This window comes from Aquibium sp. A9E412 (assembly GCF_030398335.1).
Taxonomy (GTDB): Bacteria; Pseudomonadota; Alphaproteobacteria; order Rhizobiales; family Rhizobiaceae; genus A9E412.
The window spans coordinates 23,845-46,861 of the sequence record NZ_JAOAOP010000021.1 but is presented as its reverse complement, the minus strand read 5'-3'; the positions used below and the strand labels follow the sequence as shown (position 1 = coordinate 46,861).

At 71.6% G+C, this 23,017-nt stretch carries 23 protein-coding genes; 18 read left to right on the top strand and 5 right to left on the bottom strand.

What is annotated here, in order from left to right; genetic code table 11:
- Positions 1 to 42: 42 nt before the first annotated feature.
- Positions 43 to 897: a methyltransferase domain-containing protein gene (locus N1F89_RS10120; RefSeq protein WP_290083806.1), complete on the bottom strand. Its 855-nt coding sequence runs from the start codon at positions 895 to 897 to the stop codon at positions 43 to 45.
- 76 nt (positions 898 to 973) lie between these two features.
- Positions 974 to 1,606 carry a TetR family transcriptional regulator C-terminal domain-containing protein gene (locus tag N1F89_RS10115; RefSeq protein ID WP_290083805.1) on the bottom strand — a complete coding sequence of 211 codons (633 nt, stop codon included), beginning with the start codon at positions 1,604 to 1,606 and terminating at the stop codon, positions 974 to 976.
- A 215-nt stretch (positions 1,607 to 1,821) separates the two neighbouring features.
- Between N1F89_RS10115 and N1F89_RS10110 the strand changes: the two genes are divergently transcribed.
- The 9 genes from N1F89_RS10110 to N1F89_RS10070 all read left to right on the top strand — a co-directional run bounded on the left by N1F89_RS10110 (position 1,822) and on the right by N1F89_RS10070 (position 10,865).
- Positions 1,822 to 3,150, top strand: coding sequence for an aspartate aminotransferase family protein (locus N1F89_RS10110; protein ID WP_290083804.1), 1,329 nt, complete (start codon positions 1,822 to 1,824; stop codon positions 3,148 to 3,150).
- Between the two features lie 7 nt (positions 3,151 to 3,157).
- Positions 3,158 to 3,448 carry a cupin domain-containing protein gene (locus N1F89_RS10105; protein ID WP_290083803.1) on the top strand — a complete coding sequence of 97 codons (291 nt, stop codon included), beginning with the start codon at positions 3,158 to 3,160 and terminating at the stop codon, positions 3,446 to 3,448.
- Between the two features lie 122 nt (positions 3,449 to 3,570).
- The gene (locus tag N1F89_RS10100) at positions 3,571 to 4,821 is read left to right on the top strand and encodes a Zn-dependent hydrolase (RefSeq protein WP_290083802.1); all 1,251 of its coding nucleotides are present in this window, start codon (positions 3,571 to 3,573) and stop codon (positions 4,819 to 4,821) included.
- A 222-nt stretch (positions 4,822 to 5,043) separates the two neighbouring features.
- The gene (gene hydA / locus N1F89_RS10095) at positions 5,044 to 6,495 is read left to right on the top strand and encodes a dihydropyrimidinase (protein WP_290083801.1); all 1,452 of its coding nucleotides are present in this window, start codon (positions 5,044 to 5,046) and stop codon (positions 6,493 to 6,495) included.
- 10 nt (positions 6,496 to 6,505) lie between these two features.
- The gene (locus N1F89_RS10090) at positions 6,506 to 7,330 is read left to right on the top strand and encodes an ABC transporter ATP-binding protein (RefSeq protein WP_290083800.1); all 825 of its coding nucleotides are present in this window, start codon (positions 6,506 to 6,508) and stop codon (positions 7,328 to 7,330) included.
- A 27-nt stretch (positions 7,331 to 7,357) separates the two neighbouring features.
- A complete protein-coding gene (locus tag N1F89_RS10085; protein WP_290083799.1) occupies positions 7,358 to 7,999 on the top strand; it encodes a LysE family transporter in 642 nt (213 codons plus the stop codon).
- Positions 8,000 to 8,090: 91 nt separating this feature from the next.
- Entirely contained in the window at positions 8,091 to 8,972 is an 882-nt protein-coding gene (locus tag N1F89_RS10080; protein WP_290083821.1) for an ABC transporter permease, read from the top strand.
- Positions 8,969 to 9,829, top strand: coding sequence for an ABC transporter permease (locus N1F89_RS10075; protein WP_290083798.1), 861 nt, complete (start codon positions 8,969 to 8,971; stop codon positions 9,827 to 9,829). The genes N1F89_RS10080 and N1F89_RS10075 overlap by 4 nt, the downstream gene beginning before the upstream one ends.
- 46 nt (positions 9,830 to 9,875) lie before the next feature.
- The gene (locus tag N1F89_RS10070; RefSeq protein ID WP_290083797.1) at positions 9,876 to 10,865 is read left to right on the top strand and encodes an ABC transporter substrate-binding protein; all 990 of its coding nucleotides are present in this window, start codon (positions 9,876 to 9,878) and stop codon (positions 10,863 to 10,865) included.
- Between the two features lie 117 nt (positions 10,866 to 10,982).
- Here N1F89_RS10070 and N1F89_RS10065 read toward each other — a convergent pair whose 3' ends face one another.
- Entirely contained in the window at positions 10,983 to 11,879 is an 897-nt protein-coding gene (locus N1F89_RS10065; protein WP_290083796.1) for a helix-turn-helix domain-containing protein, read from the bottom strand.
- Positions 11,880 to 12,032: 153 nt separating this feature from the next.
- Between N1F89_RS10065 and pobA the strand changes: the two genes are divergently transcribed.
- The 5 genes from pobA to N1F89_RS10040 all read left to right on the top strand — a co-directional run bounded on the left by pobA (position 12,033) and on the right by N1F89_RS10040 (position 16,136).
- Positions 12,033 to 13,205: a 4-hydroxybenzoate 3-monooxygenase gene (pobA, locus tag N1F89_RS10060; RefSeq protein WP_290083795.1), complete on the top strand. Its 1,173-nt coding sequence runs from the start codon at positions 12,033 to 12,035 to the stop codon at positions 13,203 to 13,205.
- A 15-nt stretch (positions 13,206 to 13,220) separates the two neighbouring features.
- Entirely contained in the window at positions 13,221 to 13,625 is a 405-nt protein-coding gene (pcaC, locus tag N1F89_RS10055; RefSeq protein ID WP_290083794.1) for a 4-carboxymuconolactone decarboxylase, read from the top strand.
- Entirely contained in the window at positions 13,622 to 14,371 is a 750-nt protein-coding gene (gene pcaH / locus N1F89_RS10050; protein ID WP_290083793.1) for a protocatechuate 3,4-dioxygenase subunit beta, read from the top strand. The genes pcaC and pcaH overlap by 4 nt, the downstream gene beginning before the upstream one ends.
- A gap of 69 nt (positions 14,372 to 14,440) precedes the next feature.
- A complete protein-coding gene (pcaG, locus tag N1F89_RS10045; RefSeq protein WP_290083792.1) occupies positions 14,441 to 15,055 on the top strand; it encodes a protocatechuate 3,4-dioxygenase subunit alpha in 615 nt (204 codons plus the stop codon).
- A 10-nt stretch (positions 15,056 to 15,065) separates the two neighbouring features.
- Positions 15,066 to 16,136 carry a 3-carboxy-cis,cis-muconate cycloisomerase gene (locus N1F89_RS10040; RefSeq protein WP_290083791.1) on the top strand — a complete coding sequence of 357 codons (1,071 nt, stop codon included), beginning with the start codon at positions 15,066 to 15,068 and terminating at the stop codon, positions 16,134 to 16,136.
- Positions 16,137 to 16,155: 19 nt separating this feature from the next.
- Here the strand turns inward: N1F89_RS10040 and paaZ are convergent, their stop codons facing one another.
- Positions 16,156 to 18,186, bottom strand: coding sequence for a phenylacetic acid degradation bifunctional protein PaaZ (paaZ, locus tag N1F89_RS10035; RefSeq protein ID WP_290083790.1), 2,031 nt, complete (start codon positions 18,184 to 18,186; stop codon positions 16,156 to 16,158).
- 35 nt (positions 18,187 to 18,221) lie between these two features.
- A complete protein-coding gene (locus tag N1F89_RS10030; protein WP_290083789.1) occupies positions 18,222 to 19,436 on the bottom strand; it encodes a cytochrome P450 in 1,215 nt (404 codons plus the stop codon).
- Between the two features lie 112 nt (positions 19,437 to 19,548).
- Here N1F89_RS10030 and paaI point away from each other — a divergent pair, with 112 nt between their 5' ends.
- The 4 genes from paaI to N1F89_RS10010 all read left to right on the top strand — a co-directional run bounded on the left by paaI (position 19,549) and on the right by N1F89_RS10010 (position 22,940).
- Positions 19,549 to 19,986, top strand: a complete 438-nt coding sequence (paaI, locus tag N1F89_RS10025) for a hydroxyphenylacetyl-CoA thioesterase PaaI (RefSeq protein WP_290083788.1) — start codon at positions 19,549 to 19,551, stop codon at positions 19,984 to 19,986.
- A gap of 22 nt (positions 19,987 to 20,008) precedes the next feature.
- Positions 20,009 to 21,319, top strand: a complete 1,311-nt coding sequence (paaK, locus tag N1F89_RS10020) for a phenylacetate--CoA ligase PaaK (RefSeq protein ID WP_290083787.1) — start codon at positions 20,009 to 20,011, stop codon at positions 21,317 to 21,319.
- An 86-nt stretch (positions 21,320 to 21,405) separates the two neighbouring features.
- Positions 21,406 to 22,005: a TetR/AcrR family transcriptional regulator gene (locus N1F89_RS10015; protein ID WP_290083786.1), complete on the top strand. Its 600-nt coding sequence runs from the start codon at positions 21,406 to 21,408 to the stop codon at positions 22,003 to 22,005.
- Positions 22,006 to 22,055: 50 nt separating this feature from the next.
- The gene (locus N1F89_RS10010) at positions 22,056 to 22,940 is read left to right on the top strand and encodes a PaaX family transcriptional regulator C-terminal domain-containing protein (RefSeq protein WP_290083785.1); all 885 of its coding nucleotides are present in this window, start codon (positions 22,056 to 22,058) and stop codon (positions 22,938 to 22,940) included.
- Positions 22,941 to 23,017: the final 77 nt, after the last annotated feature.

Sequence of the window (23,017 nt, the reverse complement as noted above, 5' to 3'; positions counted from 1 at the left end):
GCCTATCTCGAGGACTGATCGCGGCCGCCGTGGCACCGGCGGTTACGGATTGCCCGCCGTGAACAGATGCACCCGCGCCGGAATGCGGATGCCGTCCGGCGTGCGGTAGCGGGCGAAATCCTCGGCGATGGCCGCGAGGATCGCCGCCCGGTCATCCTGCGTGCCGTCCTTTTCGCGCAGCATGCGCGCGATCGGCCCGACATGCGGCACGATGCCCATCACCGCCTCCAGCCCGCCGGGATGGTGCAGCGCGATGTCGACCGCCCTGCCTTGCGGTGCGGCGAAGCCGGCCGCCGCCAGGATGGCGCAGACGCGCTCGGCGTCGCGGAAGGCCATCGGGCCGGGCGCCTCCGGCGCGCTCGGCGCGGCCGGCCCGAGCCGCGCCTCGGCATGCGCCTGCGGCGCGGCGAACCACGGATTGTGCTGCGGCCCGGCCCAGGCGACGAAGACGATGCGGCCGCCGGCCCGCAGGCCCTTGCGGATGTTGGCGAAGGCGGCCGGCGGGTCGGCGAAGAACATCAGCCCGAAGCGCGACACCACGAGATCGTAGCCGCCCGCCTCGAACGGATGGACCTGCGCGTCGGCGAGCGTGAAGGCGACATCGCCGGCCGCGCCCGCCGCCTGGCGCGCCTCCGCCCTGGCCAGCAGCGGCGCGGAGATGTCGATGCCGTGCACACGGCCGTTCGGGCCGACCGCCTCGGCGACGGCGAAGCTCGAGGCGCCGGCGCCGCAGCCGACGTCGAGCACGCTCTCGCCCGGCCGCGGCGCGGCGGCTTCGAGCAGCAGCTCCGTCACCGCCGCGTGCAGCGCGTCGAGATCGTCCTGGTGGGCGACCCAGTTGCGCCCCGGCTGGGCGTTCCAGAATTCCGCCTGCGCGGCGTTCGGCGTCTCGCTCATTCCGTTCTCCGCCCTCGTCGCCCTCTCCTGCCCCGGCGCGCCCGGACGCGGTCGTGCCGCATGCCGGCGGCGCGGCTCAGCCCCTGGCGGCCAGCCCGCCCATGTAGAGCTGCTCGAGAAAGCGCGCGGCATCCTCGAAGCGTCCCTCGCCGCCGCGGTCGGGCCCCAGCACGGCGCGCACCTGGACGTCGAAATCGGCGTAATGCTGCGTCGTCGCCCAGATCGAGAAGATCAGGTGGTAGGGATCGACGCGGGCAAGCCGCCCCTGCCGCATCCAGCCGGTCAGCACCTTGGCCTTCTCGTCGACCAGCGGCTTCAGCTCGCCCTCCAGCATCGCCATGATGCGCGGCGCGCCCTGCAGCATCTCGTTGGCGAACAGCCGGCTTTCGCGCGGGAAGTCGCGCGCCATCTCGATCTTGCGCCGGATGTAGGAGCGGATCTCGCTCATCGGATCGCCCTCGGGGTCCATCTCGCGCAGCGGCGCCAGCCAGGTGTCGAGCAGCCGGGCGATCAGCGTCGCGTGGATGTCCTCCTTGTTGCGGAAGTAGTAGAGCAGGTTGGGCTTCGACATGCCGGCCGCCTCGGCGATCTGGTCGACCGTCGAGCCGCGGAAGCCGTGGGTGGAGAACACCTCGAGCGCGGCCGCCAGGATCAGGTCGCGCTTCTCGCGCTGGATGCGGGTGCGCCGCGGTTTCACGGTCTCGTCCAAGGCGTCCTCCGCACGCGCCGGCGGGGGTCCCGCCTGGCCCATTCCCTTGCGTTGTGTGGTGCGCGAAGGGCCGGGCCCAATTCCCTACGATGCCACTTGACCGCCCACATGGCGGTGTTAACGTTTGTCCAAACGGTCAAATTTTGCGTAGCACGACTTCGCCGCCGAAACCAAGCTTTGGCCGGGACAATGGGGAAATCAACGGAGGCTTGGTCATGTCCAACCGGCTCAATGTAAAGCCGAACGATCTGCGCGCATTCTGGATGCCGTTCACCGCCAACCGGCAGTTCAAGCAGGCGCCACGCATGCTGGTGTCGGCCAAGGACATGCACTACACGTCCGACGACGGCCGCAAGATCCTCGACGGCACGGCCGGACTGTGGTGCGTCAACGCCGGCCACTGCCGGCCGAAGATCACCGAGGCGATCCAGACCCAGGCGGCCGAGCTCGACTATGCGCCGGCCTTCCAGATGGGCCACCCGATCGTCTTCGAGCTCGCCAACCGGCTGGTCGACGTCGCGCCGGAGGGCCTGGAGCACGTCTTCTTCACCAATTCGGGCTCCGAATCGGTCGAGACCGCGCTGAAGATCGCGCTCGCCTATCACCGCGCCCGCGGCGACGGCTCCCGCTTCCGCCTGGTCGGCCGCGAGCGCGGCTATCACGGCGTCAATTTCGGCGGCATCTCGGTCGGCGGCATCGTCGCCAACCGCAAGATGTTCGGCACGCTCTTGACCGGCGTCGACCATCTGCCGCACACCCACCTGCCGCAGAAGAACGCCTTCACCCGCGGCGAGCCCGAGCACGGCGCCGACCTCGCCGACGAGCTGGAGCGCATCGTCGCCCTGCACGACGCCTCGACCGTGGCAGCGGTGATCGTCGAGCCGGTCGCCGGCTCGACCGGCGTGCTGATCCCGCCGAAGGGCTATCTCAAGCGGCTGCGCGAGATCTGCGACAAGCACGGCATCCTGCTGATCTTCGACGAGGTCATCACCGGCTTCGGCCGCCTCGGCACGCCGTTCGGCTCGGACTATTTCGGCATCGTGCCGGACATCATGATCACCGCCAAGGGCGTCACCAACGGCGTCATCCCGATGGGCGCGGTGTTCGTGAAGAAGGAGATCCACGACGCCTTCATGCAGGGGCCGGAGCACCTGATCGAGTTCTTCCACGGCTACACCTATTCGGGCAACCCGATCGCCTCGGCCGCCGCGCTGGCGACCCTCGACACCTACAAGGAAGAGGGCCTGCTGACGCGCGGCGCCGAGCTCGCCCCCTACTGGGAGGACGCGCTGCACGCGCTCAAGGACGCGCCGCACGTCATCGACGTGCGCAACATCGGCCTGGTCGGCGCCATCGAGCTCGAGCCGCTCGCCGGCCAGCCGACCAAGCGCGCCTTCTCCGCCTTCGTGAAGGCCTTCGAGAAGGGCTGCCTGATCCGCACGACCGGCGACATCATCGCCCTGTCGCCGCCGCTGATCGTCGAGAAGGGCCAGATCGACGAGCTGGTCGACTGCGTGCGCACCGTGCTCGGCGAGGTGGAGTGAGACGGCGATGACGCGACCCAAGGCCAGCCACAGCGTGCTGATCGACGACGATCGCGTGCGCGTCACCCGGTGGGACTTCCCGCCGGGTGGCGAGACCGGCTGGCACCGGCACGGCCTCGACTACGTGGTCACCACGCTGACGCCGTGCCGCTTCCTGCTCGAGGAGCCGGGCGGCGACGAGCGCCGCGCAGACATGGAGGCCGGCGTCAGCTACCGCCGCGACGCCGGCATCGAACACAACGTGGTCAATGCCGGCGAGGCGCCGATGGCCTTCGTGGAAGTGGAACTGAAACCCTAGAGCCGTCTGCCTTTCGTGGAATCGCAGATCGGCTCCAACTTGTTGTTTTGACGCGTTTCCGGACGGCGAGCCGGTATCCACTTCGCCAGGAAGCGCACTGGACTGGGACCTGGAGGGAACGAATGGCCGCACCCGGCGAGAACTTGCGCATCAACTCCGATCGGCTGTGGGAGGCGCTGATGGAGATGGCCAAGATCGGCCCGGGCGTGGCCGGCGGCAACAACCGCCAGACGCTGACCGACGAGGACGGCGAGGGCCGCAGCCTCTTCCAGCGCTGGTGCGAGGAGGCCGGCCTGTCGATGGGCGTCGACACCATGGGCAACATGTTCATGACCCGGCCCGGCACCGACCCCGACGCCCTGCCCGTCTATGTCGGCTCGCATCTCGACACCCAGCCGACCGGCGGCAAGTATGACGGCGTGCTCGGCGTGCTGGCCGGGCTCGAGATCGTGCGCACGCTCAACGATCTCGACATCCGCACCAGGCATCCGATCGTCGTCACCAACTGGACCAACGAGGAAGGCACGCGCTTCGCCCCGGCGATGCTCGCCTCCGGCGTGTTTGCCGGCGTGCACGAGCAGGACTGGGCCTATGACCGCACCGACGCCGCGGGCAAGCGCTTCGGCGACGAGCTCGAGCGCATCGGCTGGCGCGGCGAGGAGACGGTCGGCGCGCGCAAGATGCACGCCTTCTTCGAGCTGCACATCGAGCAGGGTCCGATCCTCGAGGCCGAGGGCAAGGACATCGGCGTCGTGACGCACGGCCAGGGGCTGTCCTGGACGCAGGTGACGATCACCGGCAAGGACAGCCACACCGGCTCGACGCCGATGCCGATGCGCAAGAACGCCGGCCTCGGCATGGCCCGGCTGCTGCAGCTCGTCGACGAGATCGCCTGGAGCCACAAGCCCGACGCGGTGGGCGCGGCCGGCCACATCGACGTCTATCCCAACTCGCGCAACGTGATCCCCGGCAAGGCGGTGTTCACGGTCGACTTCCGCTCGCCCGATCTCGCCGTCATCAAGGCGATGGAAAGCCGCCTGCGCGAGGAGGGCAAGGCGATCTGCGAGGAGATGGGGCTCGGCGTGGAGTTCGAGAAGGTCGGCGGCTTCGATCCGGTGGAATTCGACGCCGACTGCGTGGCGGCGATCCGCGGCGCGGCCGAGCGGCTCGGCTATTCGCACCGCAACATCATTTCCGGCGCCGGCCACGACGCCTGCTGGATCAGCCGCGTGGCACCGACGGCGATGGTGATGTGCCCGTGCGTCGACGGCCTGTCGCACAACGAGGCGGAGGAGATCTTTCCCGAATGGGCCAAGGCGGGCGCCGACGTGCTGTTCCACGCCGTGGTCGAGACGGCCGGGATCGTTGAATGAGGCGCGGCGCGGACCGATAATGCGCCCGGCGCGCATGGCGATCGCGATGCCCCGGACCGGGCCGCGGGGCCATCGCCGCCCATGATGGAGGAACGCCAGGCCGCCAACGGCGCGACGATCGGCCGGCTGAGCGGCGGAAGAGACGATCAGACGCTCCGCGGGCCGGCCCGATGCGCCGCCGACGCCGCCCGCCCGAGCAGCCAAAAAGACAAGGGGAACGCAATGTCCAAGGTGATCAAGAACGGAACCATCGTCACCGCCGACCGGACCTGGAAGGCCGACGTTCTGGTCAAGCACGACAAGATCGTCGCCATCGGCCCGGACCTGCACGGCGACCACGAGCTCGACGCCACCGGCTGCTACGTCATGCCCGGCGGCATCGACCCGCACACCCATCTCGAGATGCCCTTCATGGGCACCTACTCGACCGACGACTTCGAGAGCGGCACGCGCGCCGCGCTGTCGGGCGGCACCACGACGGTGGTCGACTTCTGCCTGCCCTCGCCCGGCCAGTCGCTGCTCGAGGCGATCCAGATGTGGGACAACAAGTCGACCAGGGCGTGCTGCGACTACGCCTTCCACATGGCGATCACCTGGTGGGGCGAGCAGGTCTTCAACGAGATGCCCGAGGTGGTCGAGCGCGGCATCACCTCCTTCAAGCACTTCATGGCCTACAAGGGCGCGCTGATGGTGGAGGACGACGAGATGTACGCCTCCTTCCAGCGCTGCGCCGAGCTCGGCGCCCTGCCGCTGGTGCACGCGGAGAACGGCGACGTGGTGGCCGGCCTGCAGCAGAAGCTTCTGGCGGCCGGCAATGACGGGCCGGAGGCGCACGCCTATTCGCGCCCGCCCGAGGTCGAGGGCGAGGCGACCAACCGCGCCATCATGATCGCCGACATGGCCGGCAGCCCGCTCTATGTCGTGCACACCTCCTGCGAGCAGTCGCACGAGGCGATCCGCCGGGCCCGGCAGAAGGGCATGCGCGTCTTCGGCGAGCCGCTGATCCAGCACCTGGTGCTCGACGAGAGCGAATACGCCAATCCCGACTGGGACCACGCCGCGCGCCGCGTGATGAGCCCGCCCTTCCGCAACAAGGCGCATCAGGATTCGCTGTGGGCGGGGCTGTCGGCCGGCTCGCTGCAGGTCGTGGCGACCGACCACTGCGCCTTCTCCACCGAGCAGAAGCGCATGGGCGTCGGCGACTTCACCAAGATCCCGAACGGCACCGGCGGTCTGGAGGACCGCATGCCGGTGCTGTGGACCTACGGCGTCAGGACCGGCCGGCTGACGATGAACGAGTTCGTCGCCGTCACCTCCACCAACATCGCCAAGATCCTCAACATGTATCCGCGCAAGGGCGCCATCGTCGAGGGCGCCGACGCCGACATCGTGGTCTGGGATCCCGAGCGCTCGAAGACGATCTCGGCCGAGAGCCAGCAGTCGGCCATCGACTACAACGTGTTCGAGGGCATCGCGGTGACCGGCCTGCCGCGCTACGTGCTGACGCGCGGCGAGATCGCCGTCGACAACGGCACGGTGAAGGCCAAGCCCGGCCACGGCGAGTTCGTGCCGCGCGAGCCGCACAACCCGGTCAACCGGGCGCTGTCCACCTGGAAGGAGCTGACCGCGCCGCGCAAGGTCGAGCGCAGCGGCATTCCGGCCTCCGGCGTGTGAGCGGCGCGGCATGACCGTGTCAGCCGCCGTGGAAAGGGAGAGTCCCGCCCGACAGGCCGGCCGGCCGGTCGTCGAGGCGCACGGGCTCGGCCTCACCTTCGAGACCGGCGACGGGCCGGTCGAGGCGCTGTCGGGCGTCGACCTGACGATCGGCAAGGGCGAGTTCGTCTCCTTCATCGGCCCGTCGGGCTGCGGCAAGACGACCTTCCTGCGCGTCGTCGCCGACCTGGAGACGCCGACCGCCGGCACCGTCCGGGTCAACGGCCGCACGCCGCAGGAGGCGCGCCGCGACCGCGCCTATGGCTACGTCTTCCAGGCGGCGGGGCTGCTGCCCTGGCGCCGCATCGAGGACAACGTCGCCCTGCCGCTCGAGATCATGGGCTATCCGGCCGCCGAGCGGCGCGAGCGCATCCGCCGCACGCTCGACCTGGTCAACCTCACCGGCTTCGAAAAGAAGTATCCCTGGCAGCTTTCCGGCGGCATGCAGCAGCGCGCCTCGATCGCCCGGGCGCTCGCCTTCGACGCCGACCTGCTGTTGATGGACGAGCCGTTCGGCGCGCTCGACGAGATCGTCCGCGACCACCTCAACGAGCAGCTTCTCGAGCTGTGGGCGCGCACCACCAAGACGATCTGCTTCGTCACCCACTCGATCCCCGAGGCGGTCTATCTGTCGACGCGCATCATCGTCATGTCGCCGAGGCCCGGCCGGGTGACCGACGTCATCGAATCGACCCTGCCGAAGGAGCGCCCGCTCGACATCCGCGAGGCGCCCGAGTTCCTCGAGATCGCGCACCGCGTGCGCGAGGGCCTGCGCGCGGGGCACAGCTATGAGTAGCGGCCCGTCCACGAAGGAGGCGGCACGATGATCGAGGTCTATGCCCTCACCCTGCTCGGCGTGGCGCTGGCGCAGGCCGCCCCCGGCCCGAACTTCCTGGCCGTGGTCGGCGCGGCGCTCGGCCGCGGCCGGCGCGCCGCGCTGATGACCGTGCTCGGCGTGTCGACCGGCATGCTGGTCTGGGCCGTTCTGGTGGCCTTCGGTCTGGCCGCGGCACTGGCGCTGTTCCCGCCGCTGATGACGGCGATGAAGCTGCTCGGCGGCGGCTATCTGCTGTTCCTCGCCGTGCGCGCGGCACTCAAGGCCGGCGCCGGCGGCACGGCGGCGGTGCCGTCGGCCGGCGCGCGCGGCTCGGACTTCGCCGACTGGCGGCGCGGCCTGCTGGTCGTCGTCACCAATCCCAAGGCGGCGCTGATGTGGGCGGCCGTCGGCGCCTTCCTGTTCGGCGCCGGGCTCGACGGCTGGCAGGTCGTCGCCTTCGGTCCGCTCGCCGCGCTCTCGGCGCTGCTGGTCTACGGCGTCTCGGCATTCGCCTTCTCGGCCGGCTTCGCCATGCGCTCCTACCGCCGCTTCTCGCGCTGGATCGAGACCGCCTTCGCCGCCGCCTTCGGCGCGCTCGGCGCCACGCTGCTCTATGGCGGCCTGCGCGAGGCCGGAGGGCGCGGATGAGCGGGCCCGGCGGACGTTCGGCGCGGAGGCGCGCATGACGGCGACGACGCCGATCGCCGCGCCCGGCGCCGGCGCCGGCGCGTCGGGCTCGATGCTGCGCCGTCTGGCAGAGGGCCGCGCCCTGCCGATCGTCATCGTGGTCGCCGCCATCGTGGCGATCTGGTACGCCTTCACCGTCTATCTCAACGCGCCCTGGCAGCTCGGCGTCTACGAGCGCAGCGACACCGAGTGGACGGCCGCCGACCTGGTGCGCGACACGCTCGCCCAGGAGCGCCCGGTGCTGCCAGCGCCGCACCAGGTGCTCGCCGAGATGTGGCGCACCACCGTCGGCGTCAGCCCGACCTCGCGGCGCAGCCTCCTCTATCACACCTGGATCACGCTCTCCTCGACGCTGCTCGGCTTCGCCATCGGCACCGCGCTCGGCGTCCTGCTGGCCGTCGGCATCGTGCACAACCGGGCGATGGACAAGTCGGTGATGCCCTGGGTGATCGCCAGCCAGACGATCCCCATCCTCGCCATCGCGCCGATGATCGTCGTGGTGCTCAACGCGATCGGCCTGACCGGACTGCTGCCCAAGGCGCTGATCTCGACCTACCTGTCCTTCTTTCCCGTCGTCGTCGGCATGGTGAAGGGGCTGCGCAGCCCCGAGGTCATCCAGCTCGACCTGATGCGCACCTACAACGCCAGCACGGCGCAGACCTTCTGGAAGCTGCGCTGGCCGAGCGCGGTGCCCTACCTGTTCACCTCGATGAAGGTGGCCGTCGCCATCAGCCTGGTCGGCGCCATCGTCGGCGAGCTGCCGACCGGCGCGGTGGCCGGTCTCGGCGCCCGGCTGCTCGCCGGCTCCTACTACGGCCAGACCGTGCAGATCTGGTCGGCGCTGTTCATGGCCGCGGCACTTGCCGCCGTGCTGGTCGCGCTGGTCGGCCTCGGCCATCGCATGGCCCTGGCGCGCATGGGGGTGCGGCCATGAACGGCACCATCGCCACCGTCATCCTGTTCTGGGCCGCCGCCTGGGCGGTCAACGAGTGGCTGGTGCGGCTGAAGCCGGGCAGCGCGGCGCTGCGCCGCGGCATCGACATCGCGGTGCCGGCGCTGTTCGGCGTCACGCTGCTCGTGGTGTGGGAAGGGCTGGTGCGCGGCTTCGAGGTCCCCACCGTGCTGCTGCCGCCGCCGACGATGATCTGGGAGCGCATCACCAACTCGCTGCCGACGCTGTGGGCCGACTTCCAGCAGACCTTTCTCAAGGCGGTGCTGATCGGCTACGCGATCGGCTGCGGCGTCGGCTTCCTGGTCGCCGTCGCCGTCGACCGCTCGCCGTTCCTGCAGCGCGGCCTGCTGCCGCTCGGCAACTTCGTGTCGGCGCTGCCGATCATCGGCATCGCGCCGATCATGGTGATGTGGTTCGGCTTCGACTGGCCGTCGAAGGCCGCCGTGGTCATCGTGATGACCTTCTTCCCGATGCTGGTCAACACGGTCCAGGGGCTGGCCGCCTCGAGCGCCATCGACCGCGACCTGATGCGCACCTATGCCGCCTCCTACTGGCAGACGCTGTTCAAGCTGCGCCTGCCGGCGGCCGCGCCCTTCATCTTCAACGCACTGAAGATCAACTCGACGCTGGCGCTGATCGGCGCCATCGTGGCGGAGTTCTTCGGCACGCCGATCGTCGGCATGGGCTTCCGCATCTCCACCGAGGTCGGCCGCATGAACATCGACATGGTGTGGGCCGAGATCGCCGTCGCAGCGCTCGCCGGCTCGCTGTTCTACGGCTTGGTGACGCTGGTCGAGCGGCTTGTTACGTTCTGGCATCCGTCTGTCCGCGGTGGATAGACGCGGCCGCCTGCCCCGCGGCGGCCCAACCTCAGAGGGAAGGCACATGAAGAAACACATCGCATCGATCCTTGCCGGCGGCATGATGCTGGCCGCCGCGCCCGCGCTGGCGGCCGACGAGGTGACGCTGCAGCTCAAATGGGTCACCCAGGCCCAGTTCGGCGGCTACTACGTGGCCAAGGACAAGGGCTTCTACGAGGAGGAGGACCTCGACGTCACGATCAAGCCGGGCGGGCCGGACATCGCCCCGCCGCAGGTGATCGCCGGCGGCGGCGCCGACGTCATCGTCGACTGGATGCCGGCCGCGCTGGCCGCGCGCGAGCGCGGCGTGCCGCTGGTCAACATCGCCCAGCCCTTCAAGAGCTCGGGCATGATGCTGACCTGCCTGAAGGAGACCGGCATCGAGGGACCGGACGACTTCCCCGGCCGCACGCTCGGCGTGTGGTTCTTCGGCAACGAGTATCCGTTCCTGTCGTGGATGAGCCAGCTCGGCATCCCGACCGAGGGCGGCGAGGACGGCGTCGAGGTGCTCAAGCAGGGCTTCAACGTCGACCCGCTGCTGCAGAAGCAGGCCGACTGCATCTCGACCATGACCTACAACGAGTACTGGCAGGTGATCGACGCCGGCATCACGCCGGAGGAGCTCATCAACTTCAAGTACGAGGACCAGGGCGTCGCCACGCTCGAGGACGGCCTGTACGTGCTCGAGGAGGACCTGCAGGACCCCGAATTCGTCGACAAGATGGTGCGCTTCGTGCGCGCCTCGATGAAGGGCTGGAAATGGGCCGAGGAGAACCCGGTCGAGGCGGCGATGATCGTCTTGGAGAACGACGCCACCGGCGCCCAGACCGAGAAGCACCAGAAGCGCATGATGGAGGAGGTCGCCAAGCTGACGGCCGGCTCCAACGGCGAGCTCGACCCGGCCGACTACCAGCGCACGGTCGACTCGCTGCTGTCGGGCGGCTCCGACCCCGTCATCACCCAGGAGCCCGAGGGCGCCTGGACGCACGCGATCACCGACGAGGCGCTGAACTGAGGCCGCCGGCGGCGGTCCGCCGCCGCACGGCCAGCGCCGGACGCGACACCGGGGGCGGCTGCGGCCGCCCCCTTTCTTTTGTGCCGGCCCGGCCGTTCTGGCCCGGCCGCTGCGCCCTCACCCGGCCAGCTTGCGCCGCTCGGCGGCGCGGAAGGCACCCGGCGGCAGGCCGGCGCGGCGCCGGAAGAAGCGGTGGAAATAGGCCGGGTCCTGGAAGCCGAGCGCCAGCGCGATCGCCTGCACCGGCGTCTCGGTGAAGATCAGGTCGCGGCGGGCGGCCTGCATCAGCCGCTCGGCGATCAGCCCGTGCACGCTCAGGCCGGTCGCCGCCCGCGTCAGCCGGTTGAGGTGGCCGGGCGACACGCCGAGGCGCGCGGCATAGAAGCCGACCGCGCGCGCGCTGCGGCAGTGCGCGCCGATCAGCGCCTCGAGCCGGGCCAGCCGCGGGTCGCCGGTCTCGCCGTCGGCGCCGTCGCGATTCGCCATGGCGAGCGCGGCCCGGGCAAACCCGACCAGCGCCTCGATCACCAGCGCCTCCAGCACCAGCGCCTGACCGGGCGCGCGCCGCGACAGCTCGCCGTGCAGCCGGCGGACCGCCGCGGCCGGCGGCGCGTCCGCCGCCACAGGCACAACCCGCACGCCCGACAACAGCCGGCCGAGCACGCGGTCCGCCGCCACCGGCTGCAGCCGGTCGGCGAGCGCGGTGAGCACCAGCCCGTCAACGTCGCGCGCGAAGCGGAAGCCGTGCACGGCGCCCGGCGGCACGAACACCATCGCCGGCGCGGCAAGCCCGCGGCGGACGCTGCCCTCGTCGAGCGCGCCGCTGCCGGCGGTCAGCAGGAAGAGCTGGAAGAAGCTCGCGTGCCGGTGCAGCCCGATCGTCCAATTGTGCAGCCGCGTGCGCTCCGGAAGCGTCTCGCAGTGCAGCCAGAAATCCGCCGATTCCTCTGATCTCTCACGATAAAGCCGGTATGTCGGAATCCGGTCCGAGGCCGGGATGCGGGGTGTCGCCATGTGCGGATAGTGCAGTGCGATGCCGGATATGTCCATTGCCGGACAGGCCCGGGCGGGCGATGCTTCGCCGGTCTCCTTGCGCGCCGCGCCGCGCCCGGGGACGCGGGTCCGCGAACGGTGGCACAAGACCGGGCGGGCATCGGGAGGAGAGCGTTGCGCACCCAGGTCGCCATCATCGGCTCGGGCCCGGCCGGCCTTCTGCTCGGCCAGCTTCTGACGGACGCCGGCATCGACAACGTCATCGTCGAGCGCGTCTCGCAGGCCTATGTGCTCGGCCGCATCCGCGCCGGCGTGCTGGAGGACGGCACGGCGGCCATGCTCGACGAGGCGGGCGCCGGCGCGCGCATGCGCCGCGAGGGCCTGCCGCATGCCGGCTTCGACCTCGCCTTCGACGGCCGGCGCCACCGCGTCGATCTCGCCGGACTGACCGGCGGCCGGCACGTCATGGTGTACGGCCAGACCGAGGTCACCCGCGACCTGATGGAGCGGCGCGCGGCCTCCGGCGCGTTGTCGGTCTACGAGGCGGCGAACGTGACGCCGCACGATTTCGACGGCGCGCGGCCCTGTCTCACCTATGAGCACGACGGCGCGACGCGGCGGCTCGACTGCGACTTCATCGCCGGCTGCGACGGCTATCACGGCGTCGCGCGCCGCTCGGTGCCGGCCGGCGCCATCGAGACCTTCGAGCGCGTCTATCCGTTCGGCTGGCTCGGCATCGTCGCCGACGTGCCGCCGGTCGGCGACGAGCTGATCTACGCCAACCATCCGCGCGGCTTCGCGCTGTGCTCGATGCGCTCGCTGACGCGCAGCCGCTACTACGTGCAGTGCAGCCTGGACGAGAGCACCGACGCCTGGCCGGACGACCGCTTCTGGGACGAGATCCGCCGCCGGCTGCCGGCGGCCACCGCCGAGGCGATGACCACCGGCCCGTCGGTGGAAAAGTCGATCGCGCCGCTGCGCTCCTTCGTCGCCGAGCCGCTGCGCTTCGGCCGGCTGCTGCTGGCCGGCGACGCCGCCCACATCGTGCCGCCGACCGGGGCCAAGGGGCTGAACCTGGCGGCGAGCGACATCCGCTACCTGTTCGACGGCCTGCGCGAGCACTACCATGAGCGCTCCGACGCGGGACTCGACGCCTATTCGGGCAAGGCGCTGGCCCGCGTGTGGAAGGCCGAGCGCTTCTCGTGGTGGATGACCAACACGCTGCACCGGTTTCCCGACCAGGGCGGCTTCGGCCAGAAGATCCAGCATGCCGAGCTCGACTACCTGGTCGGCTCGCGCGCCGCCCGCACCGCCATGGCCGAGAACTATGTCGGCCTGCCCTACTGAAGGAGCCCGCCGCCGATGAGCGACGACGACGCACCCCCCGCCGACCGCCGCGCCCAGGGCCTGGCGACGCGCCGCGCCGTGCTCGGCGATGCCTGGGTCGACGCGGCGGAGGCCGGCAAGACGGCGTTCGACGCCCCCTTCCAGGCGCTCATCACCGAGGCCGCCTGGGGCCATGTCTGGTCGCGCGCCGAGCTGACCAGGCGCGAGCGCTCCCTCGTCACCGTCGCCATCCTGGCCGCGCTCGGCCGCGACGACGAGCTGATGCTGCACGCGCGCGCCTGCGCCAACACCGGCGCCAGCGCCGACGACCTGCGCGAGGCGCTGCTGCACGTGGCCATCTATGCCGGCGTGCCGGCGGCCAACCACGCCTTCAAGCTGGTCAAGCAGGTGCTCGCCGAACGGGAGGACGACAGCCGATGAGCGACGACAGCGGGCGCCGCCGGCCGCAGGGCGGCTTCTATCCGCGCGACTTGACGTGGCATCCGCCGGCCTTCACGCCGGGTTACAAGACCTCCGTGCTGCGCGCGCCGCAGAAGGCGCTGGTGGCGCTCGACAGCACCCTGTCGGAGACGACGGGACCGGCGTTCGGCCACGACGCGCTCGGCCCGCTCGACGACGATCTGGTGCACAACTTCGCCCGCTCCGGCGAGAGCGCCATCGGCGAGCGCATCGTCGTGCACGGCCGCCTCGTCGACGAGAACGGCCGCGGCGTGGCCGGCGCGCTGATCGAGGTGTGGCAGGCCAATGCCGGCGGCCGCTACCGGCACAGGAAGGACGGCTATCTGGCCCCGCTCGACGGCAATTTCGGCGGCTGCGGCCGCACGATCACCGGGCCAGACGGCCGCTACGCCTTCCGCACCATTCGCCCCGGCCCCTATCCCTGGCCGAACGGGCCGAACGACTGGCGCCCGTCGCACATCCATTTCTCGGTGTTCGGCGACGGCTTCGCCCAGCGGCTGATCACGCAGATGTATTTCGAGGGCGATCCGCTGATCCCGCGCTGCCCGATCGTGCGCACGATCGCCGATCCGGCCGCCGTCGCGCAGCTCGTCGCCGCGCTCGACATGGCCGAGACGCTGCCGATGGACGCGCTCGCCTACAAGTTCGACATCGTGCTGCGCGGCCGCCGCTCGACGCCGTTCGAGAACCGCCGCGAGGGCAACTGAGCCGGCTGGCCGGCGAGAGCCCGCGACGCCGTTGCCTTCGCGCGGCCGTCCACCGATAAAGGAGCCTGCATGGTTCAGCCCCTCGACCGCCTCCGGGAAACGCCGTCGCAGACGGCCGGCCCCTATGTCCATATCGGCCTGACGCCGAACCTGTGCGGCATCGCCGGCGTCTATCCGCGCGACCTCGGCGCCAGCCTGGTGAACGAAGACACGCGCGGCGCGCGCATCGCCATTGCCGGCCGCGTGCTCGACGGCACCGGCACGCCGCTCAAGGACGCGCTCCTCGAGCTGTGGCAGGCCGACGCGAACGGGCTCTATCCCGCGCCCGGCGAGCCGCGCGGCCGGGCCGATCCGCATTTTGCCGGCTGGGGCCGCGCGGCGGTCGACGCGCAGAGCGGCGAATACCGCTTCGAGACGATCAAGCCCGGCCGCGTGCCGTTCCCCGACGGCCGGCCGATGGCGCCGCACGTCACCGTGTGGATCGTCGCGCGCGGCATCAATCTCGGCCTGTCGACGCGGATGTACTTCGCCGACGAGGAGGCGGCGAACGCCGAGGACCCGGTGCTGGCGCGCATCGAGCACCGCCACCGCGTCGCCACGCTGATCGCGCCGCGCGACGGCGACACCTACCGCTTCGACATCCATCTCCAGGGCGAGCGGGAAACCGTGTTCTTCGACATCTGAGGGCTTGCGCTTGGCCGTTTCCGCCTTCGACCACCCGCTGCTCGCCGCGCTCGTCGGCGACGACGCGCTCGCCCGGCTGTTCGCCGTCGAGGCGGAGCTGGCCGCGATGCTGCGCTTCGAGGCCGCGCTGGCCGAGGCGCAGGCCGCCGAAGGGCTGATCCCGGCGCCGGCGGCGCAGGCGATCGGCGCGGCGAGCGACGGCTTCCGCCCCGACACGGCCGCCCTCGCCGCGGCGACCGGCCGCGACGGCGTCGCGGTGCCCGGACTCCTCGCCCAGCTTCGCACAGCGCTCGGCGCGCCGCATGCCCGCCACCTGCATTTCGGCGCCACAAGCCAGGACGCGGTCGACACCGGCCTGGCGCTGCGGCTCGGCGAGGCGCTGGCGATCCTCGACCGGCGGCTGGCCGCCGCCGTCGCCGCGCTGGAGGCGCTGGAGGCGCGCGACGGCGCCCGCCCGGCGATGGCGCACACGCGCATGCAGGCGGCCGTTCCCGTCACCGCGGCGCGCAAGATCCGCGCCTGGAGCGACCCGCTGATGCGCCACCGCACGCGCCTGCGGCGGATCGCCGACGCGGTGGCGGTGCTGCATTTCGGCGGCGCGGCCGGCACGCTCGACGCGCTCGGCGAGGCGGGCCCGGCGGTCGCCGCGCGGCTGGCGCGCCGGCTCGGCCTCAACCTCGCCGCCCGGCCGCGCCACGGCGAGCGCGACGGCCAGGCCGAGCTCGCCGGCTGGCTGTCGCTCGTCACCGGCAGCCTCGGCAAGATGGGCCAGGACGTGGCGCTGCTGGCGCAGAGCGAGGTGGCCGAGATCAGGCTCGCCGCCGGCGGCGGCTCGTCGGCCATGCCGCACAAGGTCAACCCGGTGCGCGCCGAGACGCTGGTCGCGCTCGCCCGCTTCAACGCCACGCTTCTGGCCGGCATGCACCAGGCGCTGGTGCACGAGGGCGAGCGCTCCGGCGCGGCCTGGACGCTGGAATGGATGCTGCTGCCGCAGATGGTGGTGGCGACCGGCGCCGCCCTCACCCACGCCGCCGCGCTCGCCGGCGAGATCGCCTTTTCAGGCGAGCCCCCGCAGCCGTGAGGCGGCCGGCGGCAACGCCTCACATCGCGTTCATCGTCAGGAGCTCGTAGCCGGCCACCTGCTTGCCGTCCTGGTTGTAGACGCCGACGTCCCAGCGCACCTCGCCATACTCCTCGTTGCGCCGCGTCTTGTGCTTGGCCGTCAGCCGCACCTTGAGCGTGTCGCCGGGCGACACCGGCTCCATGAAGCGCAGATTGTCGAGCCCGTAATTGGCCAGAACCGGGCCGGGCTCGGGATCGACGAACAGCCCGGCGGCGAAGGACAGGATCAGGTAGCCGTGCGCCACCCGGCCGGGGAAGAACGGGTTGGCCGCGGCCGCCGCCTCGTCCATGTGGGCGTAGAAGGTGTCGCCGGTGAAGCGGGCGAAGTGCTCGATGTCGTCGAGGCTCACCTGGCGCTCGCCGGTCCACAGCGTGTGGCCGATCTCCAGCGCGCCGAAGGCGAGGCGGAAGGGATGCGTGTCCTTCTCCAGCGTCGCCGCGCCCGGCACCCAGCGCCGCGTGATGCCGGCGACGAGGTCGGGGCTCGCCTGCACGGCGGTGCGCTGCATGTAGTGCATCACGCCGCGGATGCCGCCGAGCTCCTCGCCGCCGCCCGCCCGGCCCGGGCCGCCATGCACCATGTGCGGCAGCGGCGAGCCGTGCCCGGTCGCCTCCTTGCCGGTGTCGCGGTTGGCGAAGTAGAGCCGGCCGTGATGCGCGCCGGCGCCGAGCACCGCCTGGCGCGCCACCTGCGGATCGCGCGTGAACACCGAGGCGACCAGCGAGCCGCCGCCGCGGTTGGCCAGCGCCAGCGCGTGGTCGAGGTCGCGGTAGCCCATCACGGTGGCGACCGGGCCGAACGCCTCGACCGCGTGCAGCCGCTCCGCCCCGTCGGGATCGTCGGCGACGAACAGCATCGGCGGTACGAAGGCGCCGGCCCGCGCGTCGGCGTCGGCGACGGAAAAGCCGTCGCCGTTCCCGAACACCTGCCGCGCCTCGCCGGCGAGCTCGGCGACCCGCGCCATCACGTCGTCGCGCTGCGCCAGGCTGGCCAGCGCCCCCATGCGCACGCTTTCGGAGCGCGGATTGCCGACGACGGTCTTGCGCAGCCGCTCGGCGACCGCCTCGACCACCGCCTCGCGATGCGCGTCGGGTACCAGGATACGCCGGATGGCGGTGCATTTCTGCCCCGCCTTGGCCGTCATCTCGCGGTGCACCTCGCGGACGAAGGCGTCGAACTCGGCGCTGCCGGGCGTCGCATCCGGCCCGAGGATCGAGGCGTTGAGCGAATCCTGCTCGGCGACGAAGCGCACGGATTGGGCGATCAGATGGCGGTTGCCGCGCAGCATCGCCGCCGTGGCGGCCGAGCCGGTGAAGGAGACGACGTCCTGGCCGGTCAACCGGTCGAGCAGGTCGCCGGCCGAGCCGGCCACGAGCTGCACCGCGCCCTCCGGCAGAAGCTCCGACTCCACCATCATGCGGAAGCACGCCTCGGTCAGCCAGGCCGTCTGCGAGGCCGGCTTGACGATCGCCGGCATGCCGGCGAGCAGCGTCGGCGCCAGCTTCTCCAGCATGCCCCAGACCGGGAAGTTGAAGGCGTTGATGTGCACCGCCACGCCGGTCAGCGGCGTGGCGACGTGCTGGCCGACAAAGCCGCCCGAGCGCGACAGCGGCTCCAGCGCGCCGTCGACATAGACCGTGTCGTCGGGCATCTCGCGCCGCCCCTTGGAGGCGTAGACGAACAGCGTGCCGATGCCGCCGTCGATGTCGATCTGCGAGTCGGCCCGGGTCGCGCCGGTCTCGTAGGACAGCTCGTAGAGCGCCTCGCGCCGCTCGTTGAGATGCTGCGCCAGCGCCTTCAGCATGAAGGCGCGGTCGTGGAAGGTCATGCGCCGCAGCGCCGGGCCGCCGACCTGGCGGGCATGCGCGGCCATCGCCTGGAAGTCGACGCCGCCCGAGCCGAGCTCGGCGATCTCGGCGCCGCTGACGGCGCTCTTCAGCCGCACCGTCTTGCCGGCCGGCGCGATCCAGCGGCCGGCGGCGTAGCTGTTGAGGGAGAGAAGGGACATGGGTGGGACTCCTGATTGCCGATGGGCGTGCCGGGTCAGCCGAGCCGCGCCGGCAGCCGGGCGAAGCCGCGGAAGCGCACCCGCCCGGTGCGCTCGGGCGTGCCGGTGACGGCGAAGCCGGGGAAACGCTGCACAAAGCGGGCGATGGCGATGCGGCCCTCCATGCGCGCCAGCGAGAAGCCGACGCACAGATGGGGCCCGCCGGCAAACGCGAGATGCTTGTTCGGCCTGCGGCCGAGGTCGAGCCGGTCGGGCGCGTCGAACTGGCGCGGGTCGCGGTTGGCCGCGCCGATCGCCAGATGCACGCGCGTGCCCGCCGCCACCGTCTCGCCGTGGAAGACGACGTCCTGCGTCGCCAGGCGGTTGCCGAGCTGGTTGGGGCTCTCGAAGCGCAGGAACTCGTCGACCGCGGTGCCGATCAGCGCCGGCTCGGCCAGAAGCCGCGCCTTTTCCTGCGGCCATTCGTGCAGCGCGTTGAGCGCGTTGCCGATCAGGTTCGTGGTCGTCTCGTGGCCGGCATTGAGGATGAAGATGCAGTTCTGCAGGAGCTCGACCTCCGACAGCGCCTCACCCGCATTGCCGGCGATCAGCCGGGTCAGCACGTCGGTCTGCGGATCGCCCGGCCGCCGCCTGCGCGCGTCGGCCAGCGTCTTCAGATACGCCTTGAAGTCGCGCACCGCGCGGTTGCCGCGCGCCTGCTGCTCGGCGCTCAGGACCGGCTCCAGCGCGCCGAGGATGGCGAGCGACCAGTCGCGCAGCGGGCCGCGCTCGGCATGCGGGATGCCGAACAGGTTGCCGATCACCTCGACCGGGATCGCCGCGGCGAAATCCTCGATCAGGTCGACCGCCTCCCTGTCGGCCATGCGCGCGAGCAGCCGGTCGACCAGCGCGACGAGGCCGGGCTCCATCGCCGCGAGCGCGCGCGGCGTCAGCGCCCCCACCATGATCTTGCGCACCCGCGTGTGCAGCGGCGGATCGTTGAACACCAGGCTCGTCGTGTGGTGCTCGTAGAGCGGCGTGCGGCCGAACTTGGGCAGGAACTCCACCGTCTTGTCGGAGGAGAAGGCGGTCGTGTCGCGGTAGACGCGGTCGAGATCGGCCCAGCGCGACAGCATCACCGAGCCGTCGGCGAAGCGCTTGACCGGCCGATGCGCGAGCAGCGCCCGGTAGAAGGGATAGGGGTCGGCGGCGAAGCCGTCGGGCGGCGCCGTCAGCTCGAAACGCGCCGCCAGTGTCGGATCGGCCTGCATGGGTGCCGCGCTCCTCCGCTCGGCGACAGGGACGGAAGTATTATTGACCGTCCGGTCGGTTTATGCAAGTTTTCGCAACGATGCGGCGCGCCGCCGCGGGGGAGGGTTTGGCATGACGCTGACGCCGCAGGCCGTCGCCGAGAGGAGCGCCGAGGCGATGTGGGCGCGCGACGCCGCCTCGAAATGGCTCGGCGCCACGCTCGACGCGGTGGGGCCCGGCACGGCGGCCCTGTCGATGACGGTCGAGACGCACCACACCAACGGCCACGACATCTGCCACGGCGGCTACATCTTCACGCTGGCCGATTCCGCCTTCGCCTTCGCCTGCAATTCCTACAATACCGTGGTCGTGGCGCAGCACAACGTCATCACCTTCATCGCGCCGGCCAGGCGCGGCGACCGGCTGACCGCCGAGGCGCGCGAGGTGACGCGCTACGGCCGCTCCGGCATCTACGACGTGCGCGTGCGCGACCAGGACGGCCGGCTGATCGCCGAGTTCCGCGGCGCCTCGCGCGCCATCGAGGGCCGGCATTTCGACGAGGCGTCGTGAGGGCGCCGACGGGAGGACGCGGATGAAGGACCTGACACCCCGCAAGGAGGACCTCGACCCGATCGAGATCGCCTCGCGCGACGAGATCGCCGCCCTGCAGCTCGGGCGGCTGAAATGGTCGCTTCGCCACGCCTACGAGAACGTGCCGCACTACCGCCGCGCGTTCGAGGCCGCCGGCGTCCATCCCGACGACCTGAAGGAATTGGCCGACCTGGCGAAGTTCCCCTTCACCGGCAAGGCCGACCTGCGCGACAACTACCCCTTCGGCATGTTCGCCGTGCCGCGCGACAAGGTGATCCGCGTGCACGCCTCGTCCGGCACCACCGGCAAGCCGACCGTCGTCGGCTACACCAGGAACGACATCGACGTGTGGTCCGAGGTGGTCGCCCGCTCGATGCGCGCCTCGGGCACCCGGCCCGGCGATATCGTGCACGTCGCCTATGGCTACGGCCTGTTCACCGGCGGGCTGGGCGCCCATTACGGTGCCGAGCGGCTCGGCTGCACGGTGATCCCGGTGTCGGGCGGCATGACGGCGCGCCAGGTGACGCTGATCGAGGATTTCCGCGCCACCACCATCATGGTGACGCCCTCCTACATGCTGTCGATCCTCGACGCCTACCGCGACCAGGGGCTCGACCCGCGCGAAAGCCCGCTCGAGGTCGGCATCTTCGGCGCCGAGCCGTGGACCAACGCCATGCGCCGGGAGATCGAGGACGCCTTCGACATGCACGCCGTCGACATTTACGGCCTGTCGGAGGTGATCGGCCCGGGCGTGGCCAACGAATGCGTGGAGACCAAGGACGGCCTGCACATCTGGGAGGACCATTTCTACCCCGAGGTGGTCGATCCCGAGACCGGCCGGCCGGTCGCCGACGGCGAGCGCGGCGAGCTCGTCTTCACCTCGCTCACCAAGGAGGCCTTCCCGATCGTGCGCTACCGCACCCGCGACCTGACCCGGCTGCTGCCCGGCACGGCGCGCACCATGCGGCGCATGGAGAAGATCACCGGCCGCTCCGACGACATGATGATCCTGCGCGGCGTCAACGTGTTCCCGACGCAGATCGAGGAGCAGATCCTCGCCGTCGGCGGCCTGGCGCCGCACTTCCAGGTGGAGCTGACGCGCCAGGGCCGCATGGACGAGTTGACCGTGCATGTCGAGATCGCCGCGCCCGACGCGCCCGAGGCGCACCGCACCGACGCCTCGAGCCGGCTCGGCTCGCGCATCAAGGAGGTGATCGGCGTGTCGGTGCGCGTCAACGTGCGCGAGCCCGGCGCGGTGTCGCGCAGCCAGGGCAAGGCGGTGCGCGTCGTCGACAACCGGCCGAAGGACTGAGCGCCGGCGATGCGCGGCGCGACCGCCCTGCCCCGCCATGCGCCCGCCGCCGTGCCGCGGGCGCGCCGCCGGCGCGTGCCGAGCTGATGGCCCGCAGCCGCGCCAAGGACTACGACGACAAGCGCGCCGCCATGCTGCACCAGGCCGCGCAGGTCTTCGCGCGCGACGGCTACGACCGCGCGTCGATGGCGCAGCTCGCCGCCGAGCTCGGCGTGTCGAAGGCGCTGCTCTATCACTACTACGCCTCCAAGGAGGCGCTGCTCTTCGACATCGTGCACGACCATCTGGCCACGCTGGTCGAGGCGGTCGAGGCGGCCGACCGGCCGGAGGCGGAGCCCGAGGCGCGGCTCGAGCGGCTGGTCGCCGCGCTGCTCGAGGCCTATCGCGACGCCGACGCCGAGCACAAGGTGCAGATCAACGCGCTGCGCCTGCTGCCCGAGGCCGATCAGCAGCGCCTCAAGACGCTCGAGCGCCAGCTCGTCGCCACCTTCGCCGATGCCGTCATGCGGCTCGATCCGCCGGCCTTCGCCGCCGATCCGACGCTGCTCAAGCCGGTGACGATGAGCCTGTTCGGCATGCTCAACTGGCTCTATATGTGGTTTCGCGAGGGCGGCGGCATGAGCCGCGGGCGCTACGCGCGGCTTGCCACCCGGCTGCTGGTGTCGGGCGTGCGCGGCCTCGACTGAGTGCGCCGCCAGCTTGCCAGCGCGCGCGCTCCCGTGGCATTCGGGACGCCATGGACGCAACCGCCGACCCGACCGACGGCACGCTCGACCGGCTGATCGCCCGGCTGCACGCGCGCGGCCGGCTGCGCGTGTGGTCGCTGGTCGTCACGGTGTTCGGCGACGCGGTGGTGCCGCGCGGCGGCCGCGTGCCGCTCGCCGTGCTGCGCCAGATCGCCGGCCGGCTCGGCGTCGAGGCGGGCGCGCTGCGCACGGCGCTGTCGCGGCTGGCCGCCGACGGCTGGGTCGAGCGCGAGCGGCGCGGGCGCAACTCCTTCTACCGGCTCGACGAGCGCGGCCGCCACGCCTTCGACCGGGCGACGCGGCGCATCTATGCCGCCGGCCCGCCCGCCTGGGACGGAAGCTGGACCGTGGCGATCGCCGCGCCCGGCGGCAACGGCGCCGGCGCGGCCGAGCTCGAGGAGGCCGGCTTCCTGCGCATCGCCGCCGGCGTGCATCTGCGCCCCGGCGAAGCCGCGCCGGCCGCGCCGCCGGCGCTCGCCAACATGCTGGTCATCCACGGCACCAGCGCCGAGCACCCCGAGATGCTGCGCAGCCTGTGGCCGTCGGGCGAGATCGCGGCGGCCTATCGCGGCTTCATCGAGGCCTACACCCCGTTCGCCGCCGCCCTGGCGCGCGCCCGGCCGGTGCCGCCCGGCGAGGCGATCGCCGCGCGCACGCTGCTGGTGCACGACTGGCGGCGCATCGTGCTGCGCGATCCCGGCCTGCCGCCCGCGCTGCTGCCGACCGACTGGCCCGGCGAGGCGGCGCGCCGCCTGGCGCGCAGCGTCTATGCGCGGCTCGCCGCGCCGAGCGAGGCCTGGCTCGACGCCGCCGGCATGCCGCCGCTCGCCGATCCGGCCGCCTTCGCGCGGCGCTTCGGCGGCCTCGGCGGCTAGGGTTTTCGCGCGAAACGGAACCCGACTCGCCGTCCGGAAGCGCGTCAAAACAACGGGTTGAAGCCGTTCCGTGATTC

Bases quoted from the DNA above. Each gene is read 5' to 3' on its own strand.
- hydA (WP_290083801.1), top strand. From the start codon at position 5,044: ATGTCCAAGGTGATCAAGAACGGAACCATCGTCACCGCCGACCGGACC.
- N1F89_RS10110 (WP_290083804.1), top strand. From the start codon at position 1,822: ATGTCCAACCGGCTCAATGTAAAGCCGAACGATCTGCGCGCATTCTGG.
- N1F89_RS10080 (WP_290083821.1), top strand. From the start codon at position 8,091: ATGCTGCGCCGTCTGGCAGAGGGCCGCGCCCTGCCGATCGTCATCGTG.
- N1F89_RS10065 (WP_290083796.1), bottom strand. From the start codon at position 11,879: ATGGCGACACCCCGCATCCCGGCCTCGGACCGGATTCCGACATACCGG.
- N1F89_RS10085 (WP_290083799.1), top strand. From the start codon at position 7,358: ATGATCGAGGTCTATGCCCTCACCCTGCTCGGCGTGGCGCTGGCGCAG.
- pcaH (WP_290083793.1), top strand. From the start codon at position 13,622: ATGAGCGACGACAGCGGGCGCCGCCGGCCGCAGGGCGGCTTCTATCCG.
- pcaG (WP_290083792.1), top strand. From the start codon at position 14,441: ATGGTTCAGCCCCTCGACCGCCTCCGGGAAACGCCGTCGCAGACGGCC.
- N1F89_RS10070 (WP_290083797.1), top strand. From the start codon at position 9,876: ATGAAGAAACACATCGCATCGATCCTTGCCGGCGGCATGATGCTGGCC.
- N1F89_RS10105 (WP_290083803.1), top strand. From the start codon at position 3,158: ATGACGCGACCCAAGGCCAGCCACAGCGTGCTGATCGACGACGATCGC.
- paaZ (WP_290083790.1), bottom strand. From the start codon at position 18,186: ATGTCCCTTCTCTCCCTCAACAGCTACGCCGCCGGCCGCTGGATCGCG.
- N1F89_RS10075 (WP_290083798.1), top strand. From the start codon at position 8,969: ATGAACGGCACCATCGCCACCGTCATCCTGTTCTGGGCCGCCGCCTGG.
- pcaC (WP_290083794.1), top strand. From the start codon at position 13,221: ATGAGCGACGACGACGCACCCCCCGCCGACCGCCGCGCCCAGGGCCTG.
- paaK (WP_290083787.1), top strand. From the start codon at position 20,009: ATGAAGGACCTGACACCCCGCAAGGAGGACCTCGACCCGATCGAGATC.
- N1F89_RS10010 (WP_290083785.1), top strand. From the start codon at position 22,056: ATGGACGCAACCGCCGACCCGACCGACGGCACGCTCGACCGGCTGATC.
- N1F89_RS10030 (WP_290083789.1), bottom strand. From the start codon at position 19,436: ATGCAGGCCGATCCGACACTGGCGGCGCGTTTCGAGCTGACGGCGCCG.
- N1F89_RS10100 (WP_290083802.1), top strand. From the start codon at position 3,571: ATGGCCGCACCCGGCGAGAACTTGCGCATCAACTCCGATCGGCTGTGG.
- N1F89_RS10015 (WP_290083786.1), top strand. From the start codon at position 21,406: ATGGCCCGCAGCCGCGCCAAGGACTACGACGACAAGCGCGCCGCCATG.
- N1F89_RS10090 (WP_290083800.1), top strand. From the start codon at position 6,506: ATGACCGTGTCAGCCGCCGTGGAAAGGGAGAGTCCCGCCCGACAGGCC.
- N1F89_RS10120 (WP_290083806.1), bottom strand. From the start codon at position 897: ATGAGCGAGACGCCGAACGCCGCGCAGGCGGAATTCTGGAACGCCCAG.
- paaI (WP_290083788.1), top strand. From the start codon at position 19,549: ATGACGCTGACGCCGCAGGCCGTCGCCGAGAGGAGCGCCGAGGCGATG.